The sequence below is a fragment of the Exiguobacterium aestuarii genome (genome assembly GCF_020171655.1).
Classification (GTDB): Bacteria; Bacillota; Bacilli; order Exiguobacteriales; family Exiguobacteriaceae; genus Exiguobacterium; species Exiguobacterium aestuarii_A.
This window is the reverse complement of sequence record NZ_JAIVAC010000001.1, coordinates 36604-56107: the sequence shown is the minus strand read 5'-3', so window position 1 is coordinate 56107 and position 19504 is coordinate 36604. Positions and strand designations below refer to the sequence as shown.

Here is a 19504-nt window from a genome sequence, read left to right as displayed (position 1 = left end):
TCCTTCCCTTTTTTCTTTCATTATGAACCATCCGCTCTTATTTGTAGAGGGAAACCTCCTCTTCACCCTAGTCAAAAAAGTCACAGCTTGCATCATTCCCATTTTTGCCCGAAATCGATTAGACTGAACGTATGAGGGGGAATGAATGTGAGTGCCTATGAACAATTTGGAGGCGAAAGCGGCGTTCAACAACTCGTTGACGCGTTTTATGACCTCGTCTATGCCGATCCGATTCTACTTCCGCTGTTTCCGGAAGACAAAGAACGGGTGAAGCAACACCAATTCGAATTTTTAACCCAATTGCTCGGTGGTCCGAAGTTGTATTCGGAACGTCGCGGTGGTGGGAATTTAGCGATGATTCATCATGAACATCCGATTTCTGAGACCCATGCCGGGCATTGGCTCGGATGCATGGAGCAAGCGCTCAAGACAGTCGATGCGCCAGAATCGATCAAACGTCAGCTCTTCCAGCGACTGATCATGTCCTCTTCGAATGTCGTCCGGGTTTGCTCGCATCATTTTGAGTAGTCACAACTATAAAAAGTGGGTATGATAGGAAAGTAAGTAAAGGAGGTCGTTTCACATGACAGAAGAAGAAAAAAAAGAAGTCGTCTCATCTGAAGAAGAGGGGACAGAAGAAAAAGAAGAAACGGTAGTCCTCGCCGACGCGCTTGATGAAGCTAACGAAGCTGCTGAAGCAGAAGAAGATGAGGACGATGATGAGGATCAACCGGAAGAGAAGAACATGGATCACATCAAAGGCGTCTTCAACTACGATCATGAAAATGGTCGTGAGTACCGTGTCGTCTTTTACAACGATCGCAAAAACTTAGTGTTCCGTGAACTTGGAAACGGCAAAGTCGAATTTGTCGGACGCTTCACGGACGATGCATACGACGAAGAAAATGAGGCAGAAATGCGTGAACTCGGGCAACGTGAACTCGAGCGCATCCTCGCTGAACGCTTCAAATAAAAAAATCGCCGAATTTTCGGCGATTTTTTTATTAGTTTTTCTTATTTCGTTTCTTTTTACGGAGTGCATATGCAACACCAGCAATCCCACCGACAACGGCAAGTCCGGCGACAACCGGAACGAGCACACGTTTTGTCGGAATCATCTCTTTCACACGCTCATACGGTGTTGGTGTCGAGAATTCTAACTGTACGGCTGTATCGCCATGTCCATGTGCCCGTGCCTTACGTGACGCATCCGTGACGACGACACGTCCCGTCGTCCAACGACGATTGCCGTATTCGTCTACATATGGACGACGTACACGTTTCACGTCGCGTACCATCTTTCCACGCGCACGGTCTGGTCGAACGACACGCTCACTCGACCAAGAACGGCTCCCCGTCACACTGTATGCGGGTCGTACTTTACGGCGATTAAGCCAAGTATATGAATCGTTCATCTTCAATTCCCTCCCATACTGTTCAAAACCTCTCTTCTAATTATACCCATACAACATCACCCAAAACATGTGACAAATGGTTCAAAAAAAGATGTGACACCATACGGCATCACATCTTCAAGCTGAATCATTCTGTAAACGGTTTGTCCTTGTGACGGCGTTTCGCCAAAATCAGGTAGTATGCCGGGACAAGCACGAGAGTCAACACAGTCGAGAATAGAATACCCGATACAATTCCAATCGCAAGCGGTTTGAAGAGCGGGTCTTCTCCAAGTGCAACCGGTAGGAGGGCAACGACTGCAGTAAGTGCTGTCAAGAGAATCGGACGAATCCGAGCACGTCCGGCTTCGTACACGGCGGTCGTGACCGGTAAGCCTTCACGAATGCGCTGTTCGATAAACTCGAACAGGACGACTGCGTTCCGGACGACGATTCCCGCAAGCGATACCATCCCCATCGATGCCATGAAACTGAACGGCGTCTGTGTCACGAACAACCCGACGACCGCTCCAGCAATCGCGAGATAGATTGTGAACAACACGAGAAGTGGTAATGACAATGAGTTGAACTGGAACGCGATGATCAAGTAAATCAAGAACAAGACGACGACGAACAATGTCGCAAGCTCTAAGAAGAACTCATTCTGCGTATCACTCGCCCCGGACTGGTCGAACGTGATTCCTTCATCTTCTAACCCAGACTTCGCGTCATCCAACACTTGCTCGACATCTTGCTTGAACGCATCTTCATCCATGCCTTCACTCGCATAAATTTGGAGTGTGACCGAACGTTCTCCGTTCTCGCGAGGAATCTGTTGAATTTGCTCCGTTGTCGTTTCTGTCACGAACGTGCTAAGTGGTGCAACAGGTGGACCGGCTTCCGTTTCGACCGGGATTAAAATGTCATCAAGCGCAAGTGCCTCACGGTTCGCTTCCGCATCGATAACAATCTTCACGTCACGCTGTTCCACACCGTCATCGAACGTGCCGATTGGAATCCCGTCTGTGACGAGTCGGATTTGATCACTGATGGCTTTCGCAGTGACACCTGCTTGGGCCATCTCCTCACGATTTAGCTCGTACGTGAGCGTTTGGAACGGCTCTTTGATGTTATCGAGGACGATGGCACCATCGATTTCTTCCAAGTCGGCCTTCACTTGGTCCCGTGCAGCGACGAGCTGATCAATCGTTTCGCTACGCATTGTGAATTCGACAGGAGCCGATGCCGGTGGTCCTTGTTGTTGCGTATCTAAGAAGATTTCTGCATCAGGATATGCTTCACGCAATTCATTCGTGTATTTATCAATCAACTCGATGGCATCGATTGATTCATTATCGACACGAACGACGACTTGCCCTGTGTTTTCACCGGACTGATCGAGTCCACCCGTGAATAGACCAGGAAGTCCACCCCCTGCAAAGATCGATGTTTCAACGACCCCTTCTTCTTCTTGGAACCTTGCTTCAATTTCTTCAAGACGTGCTTCTGTCTCTTCTAAATCTGTCTGCACAGGCAACGTCACACTCGTTACCACTTCCGGACGATTCGCCGCCGGGAAGAACTCAAACGGCGTGAGAAGAATCAAACCATATAACGCTGTCGTGATGACGAAACCGACAATCCCGAACGTCCATGGACGTTTCGCGACACTCGGTAACAGACGGTCGGCATAGAAGTTACTGAGACGATTGAGCGGTCCGCCGAGCCAACCTGGTTCACGCTTCGATACTTTCACTTCTTTTCGGTTCAAGCGATACTGTGCGATCGGGACGAGCGTCAAACTGATGACCATTGAGGCCAAAACAGAGAGCGCGAGCACCGTCGGCAAGGCACGAATGAAGTTTCCGTTCGCGCCAGACAGTAGCGTGAGCGGAAGAAAGGCGAAGACGACCGCAAGTGTCGACGTGACAATCGAGCCCCATACCTCTTTCGTTCCGCGAACTGCTCCGAGCATCGCGGAATCACCACTACGATACCGTCGCAAAATGTTGTCGTTGACGACGATCGCGTCATCGACCAAAATCCCCAAGGCGATGATTGCTCCGATAATCGAAATCTGGTTCAAGTCGACCCCGGTGAATTGTAATGGGATCAACGCAATCAAGAATGACAATGGAATTGCCAAACTGACGATGATTGACCCAGAGAACGTGAGACCAATCGTTGTCACGGCGATGACGGCGATGATCGCGATAATGAATTCACGTGTCAGCGACGAGAAGATTGCATCGACAGCCTTCGCCTGTTCATAATACGGAACAAGCTCAAAACCGTCCAAATCTCCAAGACCATCTTCCACTACCTCGTTGACACGATCTTGCATCGTTGGGATATCCAAACCTGACTCAATCGGTACAGTGATGGAAACGGCTGGCTTTCCGTCTAATGAAACGAGGTCCGTCTCACTTTTCGCCGTCTCTTCAACCGTTCCGACATCTTCTAACAAGACAGGCTCTCCATTGAATGAACCGACAATGACTTGCTCCATGTCGTTCACATTCGTCAAGTTATCGATTGCCAGTTGATAGATGCCTTCATCGGTCGATTGGCGACCGAGTGGTGTTGTTTTGTACTCTTCGTTGATTGCTGTCAACACGTCAGGGAAGGCGAGCTGCCGTGCACTGAGTTCTTCGGAGTCGAGTGAGACGACATACTCTTCCTCCGGTAGACCTTTGATGGTGACTCCTGTCACGCCATCTGTTCGCAGAAGGTTCGACTCTAATTCCTCGATGTCTGCACGAACATCTTCGAATGATTCACGATCATCCGCTGTCAACAAGTAAGAGGCGACCGGTAATTGACCGAGCGAATCATTAACTGTCGGTGCGAGTGCATTTTCTGGTAGCTTTGGTGTCGCATCAGACAAAGCTTGGCGTACGTTCGCCTGAAACTCTGCCTGGTCAGTCCCATCTGCATACTCGACCGTAATGTTTGAGAACTCTGAAGCCGAAATCGACGTCACGTTCTCCACTCCTTCTAGACTACGTAGTTCTTCTTCTAACACGCCAGTCACACTACGTTCAACCGTTTCGGCAGTCGCACCAGGATATGGTGTTTGAACGAGTACGATGTTGATTCCCGTTTCAGGAATCTCACGTTTAGGGAGCTGGAAGAACGTCAGCACACCTACGACGATTGCGACGAGAAGAAACACGATGACCAGTTTCCCTCGCTCAATCATTTTTTCAAAAAACATAAAAACCCCTCACTTTCGGAAGATGTGCAAATACACATATGATATCTCCTCTTCATCATAGAGGGGTTTCGTATTGAATTCAATCCTTAAGCGTGTTGCAATGTGCTGTCATGGAAACGTTTTTGAAATGCGTATGATAATTCGATTGACCGTTGTTTTTGCCTTGCCACCGTATGGTCGGATACGTGAACCTTGACTGATTCACCTGTCAAAAACTGAATGAGTGTCTGATGTCCGTCTTTTTTGATGGCTGTCACGTGCTGAAAATTGATCCACGCACAGTCTGGGCTCTCCTTTGCAATCGTCGGAAAGAAGACCGCGTCAGCGTGCCAATCCATCACGACAGGTGTCTTCCGATGTGGACCCAGGACGTGACGTGCGGCTTCGATTCTGCCTTGAATGCTCGATCCATAGTACAAACATGCATGTTCTAATAGGTCGATGGGTGACCCTTTCACTCGCATCACGCCTTCCGGTTGATACACGAGCGTCTCCGCTTCGCCAAACTCGTTAAATACAGGAATTAAAGCTCTCGTTTCATTGGTCAATCTACTCATCTTTTCATCCCCCATAACGTATGTAATGACTTACATGTCATTCATACCAGGATTCTGCACGCCCCGCAAATCGACTTTTTGACATTTCCCATAAAAAAACCAGCCGTTTCTTGGCTGGTTTTCAAAATCAAGCGTTAGATTTTAAAGCATGATTCGGTTTGAGTCGCGGAAAATAAAATCTCACCGCAGTTCCGTCTCCTGTATTTCGAAGGGACACTTCTCCTGTGTGAAGTGTCACAATTCGTTGGACGATAAATAATCCGAGCCCGAACTTCCCTTGTTTCCCACGAGAGAACTGATGGAACAAATCAAGGCTCTCGTCGACGGGTGGTCCATCATTAAAGATAATGATTTCCACACCAGACTCGTCTCGGTTTAAGTCAATTCGAATGCATGTTTCCGCATAACGAAGCGCATTGTCGAGAACGTTCTCAAACGCGACCCGGATCTGTTCCCCATCCCCGAGCATCTCTCCGCCTTCACCGTTAATTTCCCAATCGAGCTGTCCTCTCAGTTTAAAGCGCGCGACAAGGAGTTCCATCAACTTATCCAGATTGATCGGTTCAAGTTTCATCTCTTGTCCTTTGAAATATTCGAGCTTCGTCACGTACAGCAAGTCGACGACTTTCTTTTCGAGTCGAGATGCCTCCTCGTCAATCACCTCTGAAGACCCTTTTAAGTCTCCCGTCGGATAAATCCCGTCGCCGATTGACTGGGCGTATCCACGGATGACCATAATTGGCGTTTTCAAATCATGTGAAATGTTTTGGAGTAATGCTTGTTGGGCGAGATCCTGTTCTTTCAATTCTTTGCGCATGGCATCGATTGAGTGGGCCAATTGTCCAAGTTCGTCTTGACGATCTAGCGGAAGAGCCGTCTCCCATTGGCGATTCGAAATTTTCTCGACCGCACGTTCCATCTCGACGATCGGTTTCGTCAACTGGCGAGACATGAGCAGTGCCGGGATGAGCGACAAGAGGCTGATGACACCAATCAGAATCGAAATGCGCCAATATAACGTCGAGACTAATTCACGACGGTACGCATCCCAAGCGTAGGAAGCTTGATAGACGATTGTTCCATCATATTCATTTTGACGAATAATGTAATAGACGTCTTCCCCATCAATCGTCGTCTGATATCGCTCGACTTGACCACTTTGGTTCAACGCTTCCTGATACATGCGGTTCGTTAATTCGAGTGGTGCCGATCCGTAAATGATTCGTCCGTTCGGAAGAAAAATCAGTTGGTTGACCGAACGCGACTCTTGTTGACGTCGGTCATACTCAATCGGATTTTGTGGATAATTCTCCAACTCGTTCGTATTGCCCAAATAATAGTCTACATCTCGTAACGTCTCATATACTTGTTCATCGATGAACTGGGTGATGGAAGAGCGTATGGTGATCAAAATCATGAGCGCGAGGGTCACGATGATGAGAAGGATGAGTACCCATATCTTCCACATGAGACGCTTCGGCTTGAGGGCGTTCATCATGGTCTGACGAGACGGTAGCCGATACCGTAAAGCGTTTCAAGCTCGAGTCGGTGCAATTTCTTGCGAACGCGGCGCACCAAATCATCGACGACTCGGTCCGAACCGAAATAATCGTTCCCCCAAACCCCTTCAAGAATCTGTTCACGCGATAAAGCCGAACCCGGATGTTCGAGGAAGAGGAGGAGTAAGTCGAATTCTTTCGAAGTCAAATCAATCTCTTCATCCCCATGTTTGATGAGTCGTTTGTCCGGATAGATCGTATACTCCCCGTACTCGATATGTTCATTCGACTTCGATCCATAGACACGGTCAATCAACTTCTTAACGCGAATGACAAGTTCTCTCGGAAGGAACGGTTTGGCGATGTAGTCATCTGATCCCATCTCAAGACCGATGATCTTGTCGATGTCCTCGTCTCGGGCTGAAATGAAGATGGTCGGTGTATTGGCATTGACTGCCTTGATTTGTTTCAGCAATTGAAAACCATCTAAGTCCGGCAGCATGATGTCGAGCACCCATAAGTCTGGTTGATCCGGGATGGCTTCTTGCGCGGATGTCCCGTCCGCGAATGAGCGAACGTTGTACCCTTCCTGTTCTAGATACGTGACGAGCATTTTATTCAAGTTTGCTTCATCGTCGACTAAGTAGATTGTATACATTCAAGTCACCTCAACACGTTTTTTCTCATCATATCAAACAATTGTCGTGAAATGATGGGAAAGGTTTAGAGTCAAAAAAAAGAAGGCAACGAAATCGCACCTTCTTCAACGTACTGAATTTGTTCGTAGCTGTTGCGCCAAAAACGCTGTGCCCCCACTAATCAACGCCAACACTCCACTGATCATGATGATTTCCATGATGTCCGCCTCCTGTTGATACCGATTCTCATTATCAACTTAAATATAGCACACATTCTATTTGTTGAATACAACAAAAAAAGTCCCGATTTTACTCGGGACCCTTCGTCATTATGCCTTTACGTCGTATCCTTGCTCTTCGACTGCTTCGACCATCGCCTCGCGTGAGACAGAATCTTCGTGAATCACGTCGACACGATGCTCTTGAAGAGATACGGTTGCTGATTCGACACCGTTCAATTCATTCAACGCTCCCTCAACGGCAGCTTTGCAGTGATTACATGTCATACCTTCTACTGTCAATGTTGTTTCTTTCATGTTGATGATCCTCCTTGTGTTTTTAATCGTAATGCGTTCAAGACGACAGACACCGAACTGAACGCCATCGCCGCACCGGCAATCCATGGGGCAAGTAACCCTGCTGCAGCGACCGGTATGCCAAGACTATTATAAGCGAGTGCCCAGAACAAGTTTTGACGAATGTTTTTCATCGTCAAACGGCTCATATTCATCGCCCGGCTCACACCTTCAATGTCATGCCCTACAATTGTAACATCTGCCGCCTCAAGTGCGACATCTGTACCGCTCCCAAATGCAATCCCGACGTCTGCGACCGCAAGGGCAGGAGCATCGTTCATACCGTCCCCCACCATGGCAACACGGCCTGATTGCTTCAAGCGTTCGATTTGATCTGCCTTTTCGACCGGAAGAACTTCGGCAATGACTTGATGATGCGGAAGGCCAAGTTCGTCGGCAATCGCATAAGCGACTTCTTTACGGTCACCCGTCAACACATATACGTCACGTGTTTGGCTAAGTGCCTGTACGACATCACGACTTTTCGGTTTCAATTGATCTTGTAGTCCGAACGCCGCGACAATCCCGCTCTCATCCGCGACATAGACCGGGGTCATCGCCCGCATCGACCAATCTGGCAAGTTATACCCGAGCTCTTCCATCATTCGAACAGACCCGATGAAGAGTTCTTTCCCATCAACGACCGCTTTGACACCACGACCCGCCAGCTCTTCCACTTTCGTCACGATACCATCACCGTGTTCTCGACCGATTGCTGCCGCCAAAGGATGTGTTGATTGCCGTTCTGCCATGACAGCACGGCGGAGCGCCGCTTCATCTCCGAACGTTTCTACCACTTCCGGTGTCCCGTTCGTCAATGTTCCTGTTTTGTCAAAAACGACGATGTTTGCTTCATTAAGTGATTCGAGTTGCCCGCCCCCTTTGAACAATACACCTTGTTCGGCCGCTCGTCCCGTTCCGACCATGATTGATGTCGGTGTTGCCAAACCGAGCGCACACGGACAAGCGATGACAAGTACTGCGATTGATGCGCGAATGGCCGTATCGATGTCATTCAAGAGAAACGCCCAGACAGCGAACGTGACGGCACTGATGGCTACGACAATCGGCACAAACACACCAGAGATACGGTCGGCCTGCCGTTGAATCGGCGCCTTATCTGTTTGTGCCTGCTCGACGACACGTACGATTTGAGCGAGCATCGTCTCTTTCCCGACTCGTTCTGCCCGCATGAGGATCCGATGGGACTGGTTGATCGTACCGCCGACGACTTCAGCATCGACCGTTTTCTCGGCAGGAATCGATTCACCGGTCAACATCGATTCATCGATGACCGTCTCCCCTTCGATAATTCGTCCGTCTACTGGAATCTTCTCTCCTGGACGAACAATGAGAACATCTCCTGCCTTGACGAGTTCAACGGCGACAGACCGTTCTTCTCCGTCGACAAAAAGGATCGCCTCTTTCGCCTGAAGCGATAAGAGTGATTTCAACGCATCGGTCGTCTTCTCTTTCGCTCGTCCCTCTAACCATTTCCCGAGCAAGACGAGCGTGATGAGGACGGCACTCGTTTCGAAGTAAAGATGTGGATTCATCGGGTGCACAATCATTTCAAAAACAGAGTAAAAGTATGCGGCCGACGTTCCCGTTGCGACGAGTACATCCATGTTCGCCGAACCGCTCTTTAAGCTCTTATACGCCCCTTGATAAAACTGTGCGCCAATCCAAAACTGGACGGGCGTCGCAAGAGCGAGTTGCCACCATGGGTTCATCAGCCACGGTGCATGAAATCCGAGTCCTGGTATATGCGTCAACATGACGAGGAGTAACGGCGCCGACAACAAGGCAGAGATGATGACTTTCCGTTGTAATGGACGCAAATCATGCGGTGGTGCCATCTCCACTTTCGGTTCAGCTCCGTATCCGATCTTCTCGATTCGGGCGATTAGCTCTTCTTCTGTGATCCCTTCATCGACACGGATGGTTGCCGTCTCGAGCGGAAGGTTGACGGTCGCTTCGACTCCGTCCATCTTGTTCAACACTTTTTCAATTCGGGCCGAACAAGCTGCACAGGTCATTCCTTGTATGGATAACTCAACGGTTTTCATGAAATCCCTCCTTATTTTTTGATGCGGCTGACAATCGTCATCAATTCATCAATGTAAGGTTCCATGTTTTCCGTCTCACTTGCGTGAACCAAACACTTGCGCATATGACGCTCTAACAGTTGCATCTCGACTTGCTTCAGCGCGGCCTGAATGGCTGACGTCTGTGTCAAAATGTCTACACAATAGCGGTCGTTCTCGACCATCTTTTGAATCCCCCGGACTTGTCCTTCGATTCGTTTTAGACGCTTTCCGAGTGCCTCCCGCTCAGCATCATCACGCGGAACGAGTGGTTGTTCATGCAAAAATTCATCCATGTTGATCACCTCACCACCAATATACCCCTACCCCGTAATAGTGTCAAATGAAATGATAAAAAAGGGACGACTCGTAGTCGCCCCCCTTTACTCAACTATTTTGAAACGCTTCGCTTTTTAAGACAGTACGTAAAATCTTACCTGTCGTATTTCGCGGAAGCTCTTCGATGATCTCAATATAAGTTGGTTGCTTATATTTCGCCAACTTCGTTTGTGTGTATGCACGAATGTCCTCTTTCGTCACATTTTCATGTTTCGTGACGACGAACGCTTTCACCGCTTCCCCTTGCTCCGCATCCGGCACACCAATCACCGCTGCTTCCACGATATCAGGATGTTGATACAGAACTTCTTCTACCTCACGAGGGTATACGTTATAACCTCCGACGATGACCATATCCTTTTTCCGGTCGACGATATAGAAATAACCGTCCTCGTCACGTCGAGCCAAATCCCCTGTATAGAGCCAGCCGTCGCGAAGCGTCATCATCGTCTCTTCCGGTAACTTGTAATACCCTTTCATGACGTTCGGTCCACGTACGATCAACTCTCCGACTTCACCGACGCCGACTTCTTCCCCAAGCTCGTCGACGACTTTGTTTTCGACATGAACGATGGAAGGTCCGATTGATCCCGCTTTTCGCTCGCCGTGAAGCGGGTTGAAGCAAGTGACCGGTGACGCCTCAGATAGACCATACCCTTCGAGAATCTTACATTCGAACATCTGCTCAAATGACTCGAGCAATTGGACCGGTAAACTTGCCCCTCCTGAGACGAACACGCGGACATGTTTCAACGCGGACGTATAGGCCGGTACTTTCATCGCCGTCTGCAGCAAGAAGTTGTACATCGTCGGTACTCCTGCAAAGAACGTCACGCGATGCTTTGGCACCAAGTCAAATACATCTTGTGGTGAGAACTTCGGTAAGATGACAATCGTCGCCCCACGAAGGAGTGGTGCATTCACAATGACCGTCAAACAGAAGACGTGGAACATCGGCAATGCGGCTAACGCTTTATCCTCTGGTGTAATGTCCAAATACTCCCCGATTGAATGCGCATTCGAGAACAGGTTCTGGTGCGTCAATAATGCGCCCTTCGGCTTCCCGGTCGTCCCACTCGTATAGAGAATGACGGCAACCTCTTCTTCATCGACTTCAATGAACGTTCCTTCTGTCGCAGCGAACGCTTCCGCGAAAGGGATAAACTCAATTTCGCCTTCACGCTTCAATGCCGGTACGTCCGCATATGGGACAGAGATGACGAGTTTCAACTGAGGTAACTTCGAGAGTGCCGCTTCTGCCTGCGCGACGAGCGGTGACAATCCAACAATTCCTTTGACGTCCCCATCAAGCAGAATGTAGGCCATTTCATCAGGCGTGTATGTAGGGTTGATCGGAATGACGACCCCTCCACGTGACAACACGGCGAAGTACGCGATCAAGAACGCTGGGCTGTTGCCGAGAACGAGGGCGACGTGATCGCCTTGTCCAATCCCTTTTTGTTCAAGCGTCGATGCCATCGCCTTGACTTGCCCATAAAACTGTTCGTAACTCACCGTGTCTTCCCCAAACACGTACGCAGCCTTTTGCGGGTGAGCGGTCACCACTTCTTGTAGTGACTTGACTAAGTTTGCCATGGTAATCCCCCTTTAAATGAATGATGATTCACTTTTGAGCCATAAAAAAGAGCACGTTGTCCGCGCTCTTTTCAATTACTTCTATTGTACATGAAATGTTTCAATAAGAAAACGCTTCCAAAAAGTTCGTCTGTACATGATATAATCCGGTACGACTTTTAACATGAACGAGTGCTTGGAGTGCCTCATCATCCATGAGTAAATCATCGATCAATTTATGATACGCCTGCTTTTTCGATTCAGTCGTAGCTGTAATCAATAAGATGGCTTTCGCGTGAATCGTTTCACCGGTGATCGTCTTCATCTCGCATGGATTCAACAGATGAAGGAGTGAGATGCCGTCTCGTTTTGAAATAGAGAGCGGTACGTCGATGACAGCTACCGGCTCGGCCACGTCACTCACTCCGGACGGAATAATCGCTTCTTGATCCAGAATCACTCGTGTAAATGAAGAATCGACAATCTCTTTACGTTCCAACTCTAGCCCTACCGCCATGACAGCCCGTTCAAACGTCGCTTGTTCCGTCACCCACATCCGACTTGGATCCATCCATTCACTGAGCCTTCGATACATCGTTACTCCTCCTATTTTGATCAGCCTCTACGAAAGCGTTTGCATAAATTATGATACGCCTTATTTTTTCTAGGTGCAATCCGTAGCATCATCGTTCACGAAACTGCCAAACATCTATAATCCGGTGCTATACTTTGGAGTGAATTATTTTAGTCAGATGTATAGATTTTTGTGTTGAGGGGGGAGAACATTGCTCGAAAAACTTATCCATATTTTTGATTTGGACATTAAACATTCCGCTCCTGTTGAAAATTCATTTAGTTCAACTGTTTATCGATGTGTGCAAACTAGTGGTGAGACTGTCTATATCAAAATCCCATTCTCGAGAGTGAAATTGTTTCGTGAACTTGAAGCTTACCGACTTTTAAAAGCTCACATTCCAATCCCGACATTGCTAGACTTTTGGACCGGTGATGAACATTCAATCGGTGCCCTGCTATTGAAAGAATCAACCGGTGTACAACTTTCCGTAGATTCATCGGCCACAATCGCTTTTCAGGTGGGACAAGTGCACGCTAAGATGCATTCCATTCCACCACCAGCTAATCAAAAGATCACATATATCGAAAATGTTTTTCAAGAGTGGCCACAATTTCTAGATCGTCAATTTTATAGTTTTGCGATAGATGCAAAGCCTTTGTTGGAGGAATCATTATATAACAAAGCCATTCATACTTTTGAAAAAATGAAACTGCAGCTCCCAGAATCTGATGGACCTAGTTTTATACATATGGATTTTAGACCAGGTAATATCCTTGTCACATCATCTGAAGTCTCAAGTTTGATTGACTTTGAAACCGTTCGTTTTGGTTCAACAGAAGTCGATTTCACTAAGATTTATCGGGACTATCTGAGTCATGACTTACAGTTATATGAAGCCTATCAAGAAGGTTACACAAGTATTCGACCATTGATCGATCTCGAACGTGTTCTTCCGTTTTATCGATTTACTGATGCTTTTAACAGTATTGGGTGGTGTAACCGTAGAGGACTTGAACAAAATATAGATTTTTATGAGAGAAACCTAGACATCCTTAAAGCAGAAATAAGTTAACCTTTCTTTGAATCACATCAAAAAGGTGTTTCGGAAATGCATCCCGAAACACCTTTTTACTTTTAACTAATCAAATCAACCAATTCCTCGAGCTCAACATTTCCGAAGTAGTGCTTCAGATCGAGTTGTAACAATTGCTCGCGGATAGCCGCACGTTCGAAACGAGTCCCGACGAGCGCCTGCTCGACATCTTGGATGTCACCGACACCGAAGAAATCACCGTAAATCTTCGCTTCAGTGATCGTTCCCTTGTTGACGTTCAAGCGGACATCGATTGTCCCGATTGGGAAACGACGTTTCGACTCGACATCAAACTTCGGCGATTTCCCGAAGTTCCAGTCCCAGTTCGCATAACGTTCTTTCGAGATATCATGGACAATTTCCCAATCCTCGTCACGAAGCACGTAACGCTCTGGCTGCTCTCCATCGTAAATCGAATGGAGCAAAGCCTCGACGAAATGTTCCATTTCCATCTCACGCTCTAAAAATTCAGTGATGTTCGCCACACGGCTACGGACCGACTTGATTCCTTTTGAGCGCATTTTCTCTTCCGAAACGTTGAGCGAGTTGACGACTTCTTCAATGTTCGAATTGAACATGAGCGTCCCGTGGCTGAACATGCGTCCGCGCGTCGTGAATTGTGCGTTCCCGCTGATTTTACGTTCACCGACCTGAATATCGTTGCGCCCAGTAAGCTCCGCCTCGACACCGAGGTTACGTAAGGCATCCACGATCGGTTGCGTGAACTTCTTATAGTTATTGAACGAGTTGCCATCGTCTTTTGTGATGAAGCTGAAGTTCAAGTTTCCTTCATCGTGATAGACGGCACCGCCACCAGAGAGGCGACGTACGACATCGATGCCGTTCTCTTCAATGTACTTCAAGTTGACCTCTTCAGACGTGTTTTGGTTTTTCCCGATGATGATCGATGGACCGTTAATATAGAACAAGAAGTAGTCTTCATGGTCTACGTTCAAATGTTTTAAGATATACTCTTCGACCGCCAAGTTAAGCTTTGGGTCGCGGATATCTGGATTAAAAATAAATTTCACAGTCTATTTCCTCCTAGTCGGATGTTCGTTACTCGTATTATACGAGACGAGACGATGACTCGACAAATCTTTTACTTCCACTCACCTGTCATCACTCGTTTCAAGGCGTTCGCCACCCCGTACTCGTCGTGACGCTCTGTGACGTGGTCGCTGATGGCAATCAAGTCCTCATGGCTGTTCCCCATCGCAATCCCTTTTCCGGCCACTTTGAACATCGGTACGTCATTCAAGTTATCACCGATGACGACGACTTCTGATAAATCGATACCGTAATGTTCAGCGAGCTTCGTCACACCGTTTCCTTTATCTGCGCCGTGTGCCATCACTTCAATGTTGTCATTACCTGAAGATGTGACGTACACTCCCTCGACTTGTGCTTCGATTTCTTTCCAAAGCGCCGTCATTTTCTCGAGATGGCTTGAGAACGCGATGAACTTATAGACACGTCCTGCTTCCTCACGAATGAAGCTCTCGATATCGTCGACAATCTTGACGTCTTCATTGACGTAATAGCGATTCTTAAAGAATTCATACATCTCAAGCGAGCGGTCGTCACCATTCGCTTTCAAGTTTTTCATCGATGCTTCAATCAAGTCGCCACGGCTCGCCACGAGTCCAGCTTCCGTGTACATCTCGTAAAAGACGTCCGCATACTTATGGTCTTGATGAAGGACTTCAATGACCTGAAGTGCCTCTTCGATCGTCAAGTCGATCTCATGAAGGACTTCTCCTGATGTGTCGAGCACGCGTCCCCCATTCGACGATACGATTGGGCAAGAAAGGCCGACCTCATCTAGGATTTGTTTCGCATTCACATAGTTGCGCCCCGTCGCAATTGCGAATCGAATGCCTGCTGCCTCTGCTTCACGAACGATTTCTGCCGTCTCGTTCGCAATCTTGGTGTGGTTGTGCAAAATCGTACCGTCCATGTCTGATACAAAAAGTTTATACGTTGCCATCTTCCATCACTCCTTTTTCTCTTTCGCTTCTAACTATAACAAAAAGAGAGGGATTCGGAACAATCCGAACCCTCCCTTCATCAAATCTCAATTTTTTTCACGCAATGCTTTCACTTGTTCCCGCACACTCTTCACACAGTCCGGCATCCCGATTCCGTCATAGGCGATTCCCGCCAGAATGACTCCAGGATATACCCGGCTCATCTCGGCACGAAGCGCTTTGACGCGATCCGCATGAAAGACGGCATACGGTGGCAGCCCGTCACGAAGTCGACTGACGACTGTCTGAATCGGATCACGGTGAATTTGCATGAGACCTCGAAGATCATGTAACGCGGTCTCGATGATTTCTTCATCGGACGCTTCCACGATGTCATCTGCCCCCGGTCGACCTAAAAAGACACGGAGGACGTGATATCCTTCCGGCACGGCATGTGGCCATTTTTGGTCGATGAACGTACAAGCCGTTATCGTCACGTCTGCTTCCTGACTCGTCACAAATCCTGTCCCAACGAATGGGAGCTCGATATCTTCTTCTTTAAAGACAAGCGAGCAAGTCGCCGTCGCATGCGGTTTCATATCCGCCAAAAAGTCACTATCGACTTTCGGGAGGAACTGACGAATGAGGCGTGGTGGGACCGTCAACACCAGATGATCCGTGTCGATATCTCCACGATTCGTGAATAATCGATACCCGTCCTCACGCTTGGACACTTGCTCGACGGAACAGTTCAATACGACCTCCGTCCGTTCCAATCGTTCGGCCAGACGATCCGTGAGCGATTTTAGTCCTCGTTTTAATGAGGCAAACTGTCCTACTTTTTTCGCCCCAACTTCAGCGACCCGTTGTTCGGGACGTAGATGACGCATCCCTTCATACAAGTTCCCGTATTTCTTTTCCCCCTCGATGAACTGAGGGAATGTCGACATCGCACTCATTTGATCGATGTCCCCGGCATAGATACCAGAGAGCAACGGTTCGATCAAGCGGTCGACAATCGGGTCCCCGACACGTTCACGAAGGTAAAGACCAAGCGAGACGTCCGAATCTGGTGCTTCTACATCAGGTGGTGTCAGCAACATCTGTTTCAAGTCTTCGTGTTCTTCTTCCGAGAGCAACGTCGTCTCACGAAACGCGTTGACATCTAGCGGAATTCCCATCACTGTCTGCTTCGGAATCGGATGGAGTCCGTCATGATGGAGAACGTAAGCCTGTCCGACGCCGTTTCGAACGAGTTCATCACCTAAACCGACGTCTTCAATCAATTCTGTCATAGCTGTCTTTCGAAAAACGTACGAATCCGGTCCACGTTCAACCGCAAACTCGCCCGTCTCATACGTGTCAATCTTCCCACCGAGACGGTCTGTCGCCTCAAGCAATGTGATTGAAACGTCTTCCGGCAAATAACGCTCCGCATAAAAAGCGGCGGTGAGACCTGTGATCCCACCACCGACAATCGTAAATTTACGCATGATGCACAATCACGCTTTCCATTCGATCCGCGATGGCTTCGATGAAGCTTCGCTCTGCATTTGGCATAGCTGGACGTGCGTAATGGACACCGAGGCGGTCACAGACGACTTTACATTCGACATCGTTGTCGAACAATACTTCGAGGTGATCTGCGACAAAGCCGACCGGCGTGTAGACGAACGCTTCGTAGCCATGCTTTTCATAAAGTTCAGCCGTTAAATCTTGCACATCCGGTCCAATCCATGGATCCGGTGTATTTCCTTCTGACTGCCAACCGACTTCCACGTTCGGTACACCTGTCGCCTGAGCAATCTTATCTGCTGTCTCCTTCAATTGATCTGGATACGGGTCGCCCCCAGCCAAGATCTTTTCAGGAAGACTATGTGCCGATACGATGAGACATGCTTTTTCAGCCGGTACAGGCAAGTTCGCGAACGTCTCTTTAATCGCCTCTGCCCACCAGTTGATAAACTTCGGCTCGTCATACCATGAGTCGACTGAACGGATGTCGATGCCATACTTCGCTGCTTCTTCATGAGCACGACCGTTATATGACTTGACGCTATATGACGAGTAATGAGGTGCCAAGACGACCGATACCGCTTCTTTGATGCCGTCGTTCGCCATTTGCGCGACCGCATCTTCTACGAACGGTTCGATATGCTTCAATCCGATATACAGTTTGAACTCGATTTCACCTACATGGCGCTCATTCAAGATGTCACGAAGCGTCTCCGCTTGATCGATCGTGATTTTTGCGAGTGGAGATACGCCGCCAATCGCTTCATAGCGTTCCGTTAAATCTTGGAGCGCTTCCGGCGATGGTTTACGTCCGTACCGAATGTGCGTGTAGTAACGTTCGATATCTTCCGGCTTGTACGGTGTCCCGTACGCCATGACAAGTAGTCCGACTGTTTTCATGATTCATTGCCTCCCATTTTTTCGCGTGAGTAATCGTGAATGAATGCCGTCAATTTGACGAGTACGGCTGGATCGACTTCCGGGAACACCCCATGCCCCAAGTTGAAGACGTATCCTGGCTGCTTCATTCCTTCATCCAAAATCTCTTTTACCTTCTCTTCGATGACCGGCCACGGTGCCAGTAAGAACGACGGGTCCAAGTTTCCTTGGACAGCCTTTGTGATCCCGCGGTCGCGCGCTTCTTGTACCGATAGACGCCAATCGAGTCCGACCACATCAAGTGGAAGGTCGTGCCATTCTTCGATTTGATGGCTCGCTCCGACTCCATGCATAATGAGCGGGATGTCGAGGGAACGTAATTCTTTGAAAATACGTTCCGTCGTCGGCTTGATGTAACGCGCATAGTCTTTACGGCTGAGCGTCCCGACCCACGAATCAAACAATTGGAACGCTTGAATGCCAGCATCCGCTTGCGCCTTCGCATACGTGATGACCATGTCACCGAGTTTTTCCATCAACGCATTCCATACATCCGGTTCTGCATACATGAGCGCTTTCGTACGATGGTAGTTCCGTGATGGACCACCTTCGATCATATAGCTCGCCAATGTGAACGGCGCCCCTGAAAAGCCGATGAGCGGGACTTCTAATCGTTCCCGAAGTAAACGGATCGTGTCGAAGACGTATGAGATATCATCTGGGTTTAACGGTTTTAAGCGTTCCACATCTTCCATCGTTCGATATGGATTGTCGATGACCGGTCCGATTCCGCTCTTAATCTCGACATCCACCCCCATCGATGGAAGTGGCGTCATGATGTCTTTATATAGAATGGCCGCGTCGACTCCGAGTTGTTTCACCGGAAGTTCCGTGACATATGCACAAAGTTCAGGATCATGCGTGATCTCGAATAGTGACCTCGTCTTTTTAATCTCTCGATATTCCGGTTGATAGCGTCCGGCTTGGCGCATATACCAAACAGGTACATAGTCTGTCGCCTCTCCTTTAAACGCTTTTAAAATAGTATCGTTCATACGTCGCGTCATTCCCCTCTAAATTTCTCCTACACTCTTTATTCTCGTGTTTGTGAACTCAAAAACATTATACAGAAATTAATTAGAATTATGCTAATGTGAAGCATTTTCATTGTGTTTTCTTTGTGTCATTTTTTTGTCGGAAATGTTCGGAAAGCCGAATTCAACTGACCGCGAATCAAATCGTCACGCTGCTTCGCCGATAATCGACGCTCGCGCTCTTTAATATCTTGAATTCGCCATCCATCTTCCAATTTAGTCGCCACTTCAACCAAACGCTCCACGTCATGGAAAGAATATTTACGTGAACCGCCTTTCGTACGTTCAGGAAAGACGAGACCTTTTTCTTCATAATAACGGACCTGACGCTCAGAAAGTCCCGTCAACTCAGTCACGACACCCATCCCGATCACTTTCTTCGATTTATAGTCCATTTGCCCTCGCCCTCCTCAATAAAAAAACTATGTCAGATAATCTGACAAAATGCAATCCAACATCAAATTTTCGTTTTACACTGAAGTCAACTTTTGGAAA

19 protein-coding genes are annotated in these 19504 nt (G+C 48.1%); 3 read left to right on the top strand and 16 right to left on the bottom strand.

Features of this window, described 5'->3' with window-relative positions:
• Positions 1-147 precede the first annotated feature (147 nt).
• Positions 148-528: a truncated hemoglobin gene (locus LCM29_RS00345; RefSeq protein ID WP_214696163.1), complete on the top strand. Its 381-nt coding sequence runs from the start codon at positions 148-150 to the stop codon at positions 526-528.
• A gap of 55 nt (positions 529-583) precedes the next feature.
• Positions 584-973: a hypothetical protein gene (locus LCM29_RS00340; RefSeq protein ID WP_214785391.1), complete on the top strand. Its 390-nt coding sequence runs from the start codon at positions 584-586 to the stop codon at positions 971-973.
• A gap of 31 nt (positions 974-1004) precedes the next feature.
• Here the strand turns inward: LCM29_RS00340 and LCM29_RS00335 are convergent, their stop codons facing one another.
• From LCM29_RS00335 to LCM29_RS00290, 10 genes are all read right to left on the bottom strand, one after another.
• Positions 1005-1415 (bottom strand): hypothetical protein, encoded by a 411-nt coding sequence (locus LCM29_RS00335; RefSeq protein ID WP_015880958.1) that lies wholly within the window; start codon positions 1413-1415, stop codon positions 1005-1007.
• Positions 1416-1542: 127 nt separating this feature from the next.
• Complete coding sequence (locus LCM29_RS00330; RefSeq protein ID WP_224860220.1) at positions 1543-4611, bottom strand: efflux RND transporter permease subunit; 3069 nt, start codon at positions 4609-4611, stop codon at positions 1543-1545.
• An 86-nt stretch (positions 4612-4697) separates the two neighbouring features.
• Positions 4698-5168 (bottom strand): competence protein ComK, encoded by a 471-nt coding sequence (locus LCM29_RS00325; protein WP_224860218.1) that lies wholly within the window; start codon positions 5166-5168, stop codon positions 4698-4700.
• A 127-nt stretch (positions 5169-5295) separates the two neighbouring features.
• Complete coding sequence (locus tag LCM29_RS00320; RefSeq protein WP_224860216.1) at positions 5296-6636, bottom strand: sensor histidine kinase; 1341 nt, start codon at positions 6634-6636, stop codon at positions 5296-5298.
• Between the two features lie 26 nt (positions 6637-6662).
• Positions 6663-7325, bottom strand: coding sequence for a response regulator transcription factor (locus LCM29_RS00315; protein WP_015880954.1), 663 nt, complete (start codon positions 7323-7325; stop codon positions 6663-6665).
• A 309-nt stretch (positions 7326-7634) separates the two neighbouring features.
• Entirely contained in the window at positions 7635-7841 is a 207-nt protein-coding gene (gene copZ, locus LCM29_RS00310) for a copper chaperone CopZ (RefSeq protein ID WP_074032640.1), read from the bottom strand.
• Positions 7838-9949, bottom strand: coding sequence for a heavy metal translocating P-type ATPase (locus tag LCM29_RS00305; RefSeq protein WP_224860214.1), 2112 nt, complete (start codon positions 9947-9949; stop codon positions 7838-7840). Before LCM29_RS00305 ends, copZ begins: the two co-directional genes overlap by 4 nt.
• A gap of 11 nt (positions 9950-9960) precedes the next feature.
• On the bottom strand, positions 9961-10263 hold the full coding sequence (locus LCM29_RS00300) for a metal-sensitive transcriptional regulator (RefSeq protein ID WP_214696181.1): 303 nt from the start codon (positions 10261-10263) through the stop codon (positions 9961-9963).
• Positions 10264-10354: 91 nt separating this feature from the next.
• Complete coding sequence (locus LCM29_RS00295; RefSeq protein WP_224860212.1) at positions 10355-11902, bottom strand: long-chain-fatty-acid--CoA ligase; 1548 nt, start codon at positions 11900-11902, stop codon at positions 10355-10357.
• A 100-nt stretch (positions 11903-12002) separates the two neighbouring features.
• Positions 12003-12476: a PTS sugar transporter subunit IIA gene (locus LCM29_RS00290; RefSeq protein ID WP_224860210.1), complete on the bottom strand. Its 474-nt coding sequence runs from the start codon at positions 12474-12476 to the stop codon at positions 12003-12005.
• Between the two features lie 190 nt (positions 12477-12666).
• Here LCM29_RS00290 and LCM29_RS00285 point away from each other — a divergent pair, with 190 nt between their 5' ends.
• Positions 12667-13530 carry an aminoglycoside phosphotransferase family protein gene (locus LCM29_RS00285; protein ID WP_224860207.1) on the top strand — a complete coding sequence of 288 codons (864 nt, stop codon included), beginning with the start codon at positions 12667-12669 and terminating at the stop codon, positions 13528-13530.
• A 62-nt stretch (positions 13531-13592) separates the two neighbouring features.
• Here the strand turns inward: LCM29_RS00285 and LCM29_RS00280 are convergent, their stop codons facing one another.
• The 6 genes from LCM29_RS00280 to LCM29_RS00255 all read right to left on the bottom strand — a co-directional run bounded on the left by LCM29_RS00280 (position 13593) and on the right by LCM29_RS00255 (position 19404).
• The gene (locus tag LCM29_RS00280; RefSeq protein ID WP_214696188.1) at positions 13593-14582 is read right to left on the bottom strand and encodes a lipoate--protein ligase; all 990 of its coding nucleotides are present in this window, start codon (positions 14580-14582) and stop codon (positions 13593-13595) included.
• Positions 14583-14653: 71 nt separating this feature from the next.
• The gene (locus LCM29_RS00275) at positions 14654-15541 is read right to left on the bottom strand and encodes a Cof-type HAD-IIB family hydrolase (RefSeq protein ID WP_214785398.1); all 888 of its coding nucleotides are present in this window, start codon (positions 15539-15541) and stop codon (positions 14654-14656) included.
• A gap of 87 nt (positions 15542-15628) precedes the next feature.
• Positions 15629-17014, bottom strand: coding sequence for a protoporphyrinogen oxidase (gene hemG, locus LCM29_RS00270; RefSeq protein WP_224860205.1), 1386 nt, complete (start codon positions 17012-17014; stop codon positions 15629-15631).
• Positions 17007-17936: a ferrochelatase gene (gene hemH, locus LCM29_RS00265; protein ID WP_214696193.1), complete on the bottom strand. Its 930-nt coding sequence runs from the start codon at positions 17934-17936 to the stop codon at positions 17007-17009. Before hemH ends, hemG begins: the two co-directional genes overlap by 8 nt.
• Positions 17933-18982: a uroporphyrinogen decarboxylase gene (gene hemE, locus LCM29_RS00260; protein WP_074032631.1), complete on the bottom strand. Its 1050-nt coding sequence runs from the start codon at positions 18980-18982 to the stop codon at positions 17933-17935. The genes hemH and hemE overlap by 4 nt, the downstream gene beginning before the upstream one ends.
• Positions 18983-19098: 116 nt before the next feature.
• On the bottom strand, positions 19099-19404 hold the full coding sequence (locus tag LCM29_RS00255; RefSeq protein WP_074032630.1) for a MerR family transcriptional regulator: 306 nt from the start codon (positions 19402-19404) through the stop codon (positions 19099-19101).
• Positions 19405-19504: the final 100 nt, after the last annotated feature.

Coding starts and splice junctions, on each gene's coding strand:
- LCM29_RS00325 (WP_224860218.1), bottom strand. CDS start 5,168: ATGAGTAGATTGACCAATGAAACGAGAGCTTTAATTCCTGTATTTAAC.
- LCM29_RS00330 (WP_224860220.1), bottom strand. CDS start 4,611: ATGTTTTTTGAAAAAATGATTGAGCGAGGGAAACTGGTCATCGTGTTT.
- hemH (WP_214696193.1), bottom strand. CDS start 17,936: ATGAAAACAGTCGGACTACTTGTCATGGCGTACGGGACACCGTACAAG.
- LCM29_RS00275 (WP_214785398.1), bottom strand. CDS start 15,541: ATGGCAACGTATAAACTTTTTGTATCAGACATGGACGGTACGATTTTG.
- LCM29_RS00295 (WP_224860212.1), bottom strand. CDS start 11,902: ATGGCAAACTTAGTCAAGTCACTACAAGAAGTGGTGACCGCTCACCCG.
- hemG (WP_224860205.1), bottom strand. CDS start 17,014: ATGCGTAAATTTACGATTGTCGGTGGTGGGATCACAGGTCTCACCGCC.
- LCM29_RS00315 (WP_015880954.1), bottom strand. CDS start 7,325: ATGTATACAATCTACTTAGTCGACGATGAAGCAAACTTGAATAAAATG.
- hemE (WP_074032631.1), bottom strand. CDS start 18,982: ATGACGCGACGTATGAACGATACTATTTTAAAAGCGTTTAAAGGAGAG.
- LCM29_RS00340 (WP_214785391.1), top strand. CDS start 584: ATGACAGAAGAAGAAAAAAAAGAAGTCGTCTCATCTGAAGAAGAGGGG.
- LCM29_RS00320 (WP_224860216.1), bottom strand. CDS start 6,636: ATGTGGAAGATATGGGTACTCATCCTTCTCATCATCGTGACCCTCGCG.
- copZ (WP_074032640.1), bottom strand. CDS start 7,841: ATGAAAGAAACAACATTGACAGTAGAAGGTATGACATGTAATCACTGC.
- LCM29_RS00300 (WP_214696181.1), bottom strand. CDS start 10,263: ATGGATGAATTTTTGCATGAACAACCACTCGTTCCGCGTGATGATGCT.
- LCM29_RS00335 (WP_015880958.1), bottom strand. CDS start 1,415: ATGAACGATTCATATACTTGGCTTAATCGCCGTAAAGTACGACCCGCA.
- LCM29_RS00255 (WP_074032630.1), bottom strand. CDS start 19,404: ATGGACTATAAATCGAAGAAAGTGATCGGGATGGGTGTCGTGACTGAG.
- LCM29_RS00290 (WP_224860210.1), bottom strand. CDS start 12,476: ATGTATCGAAGGCTCAGTGAATGGATGGATCCAAGTCGGATGTGGGTG.
- LCM29_RS00305 (WP_224860214.1), bottom strand. CDS start 9,949: ATGAAAACCGTTGAGTTATCCATACAAGGAATGACCTGTGCAGCTTGT.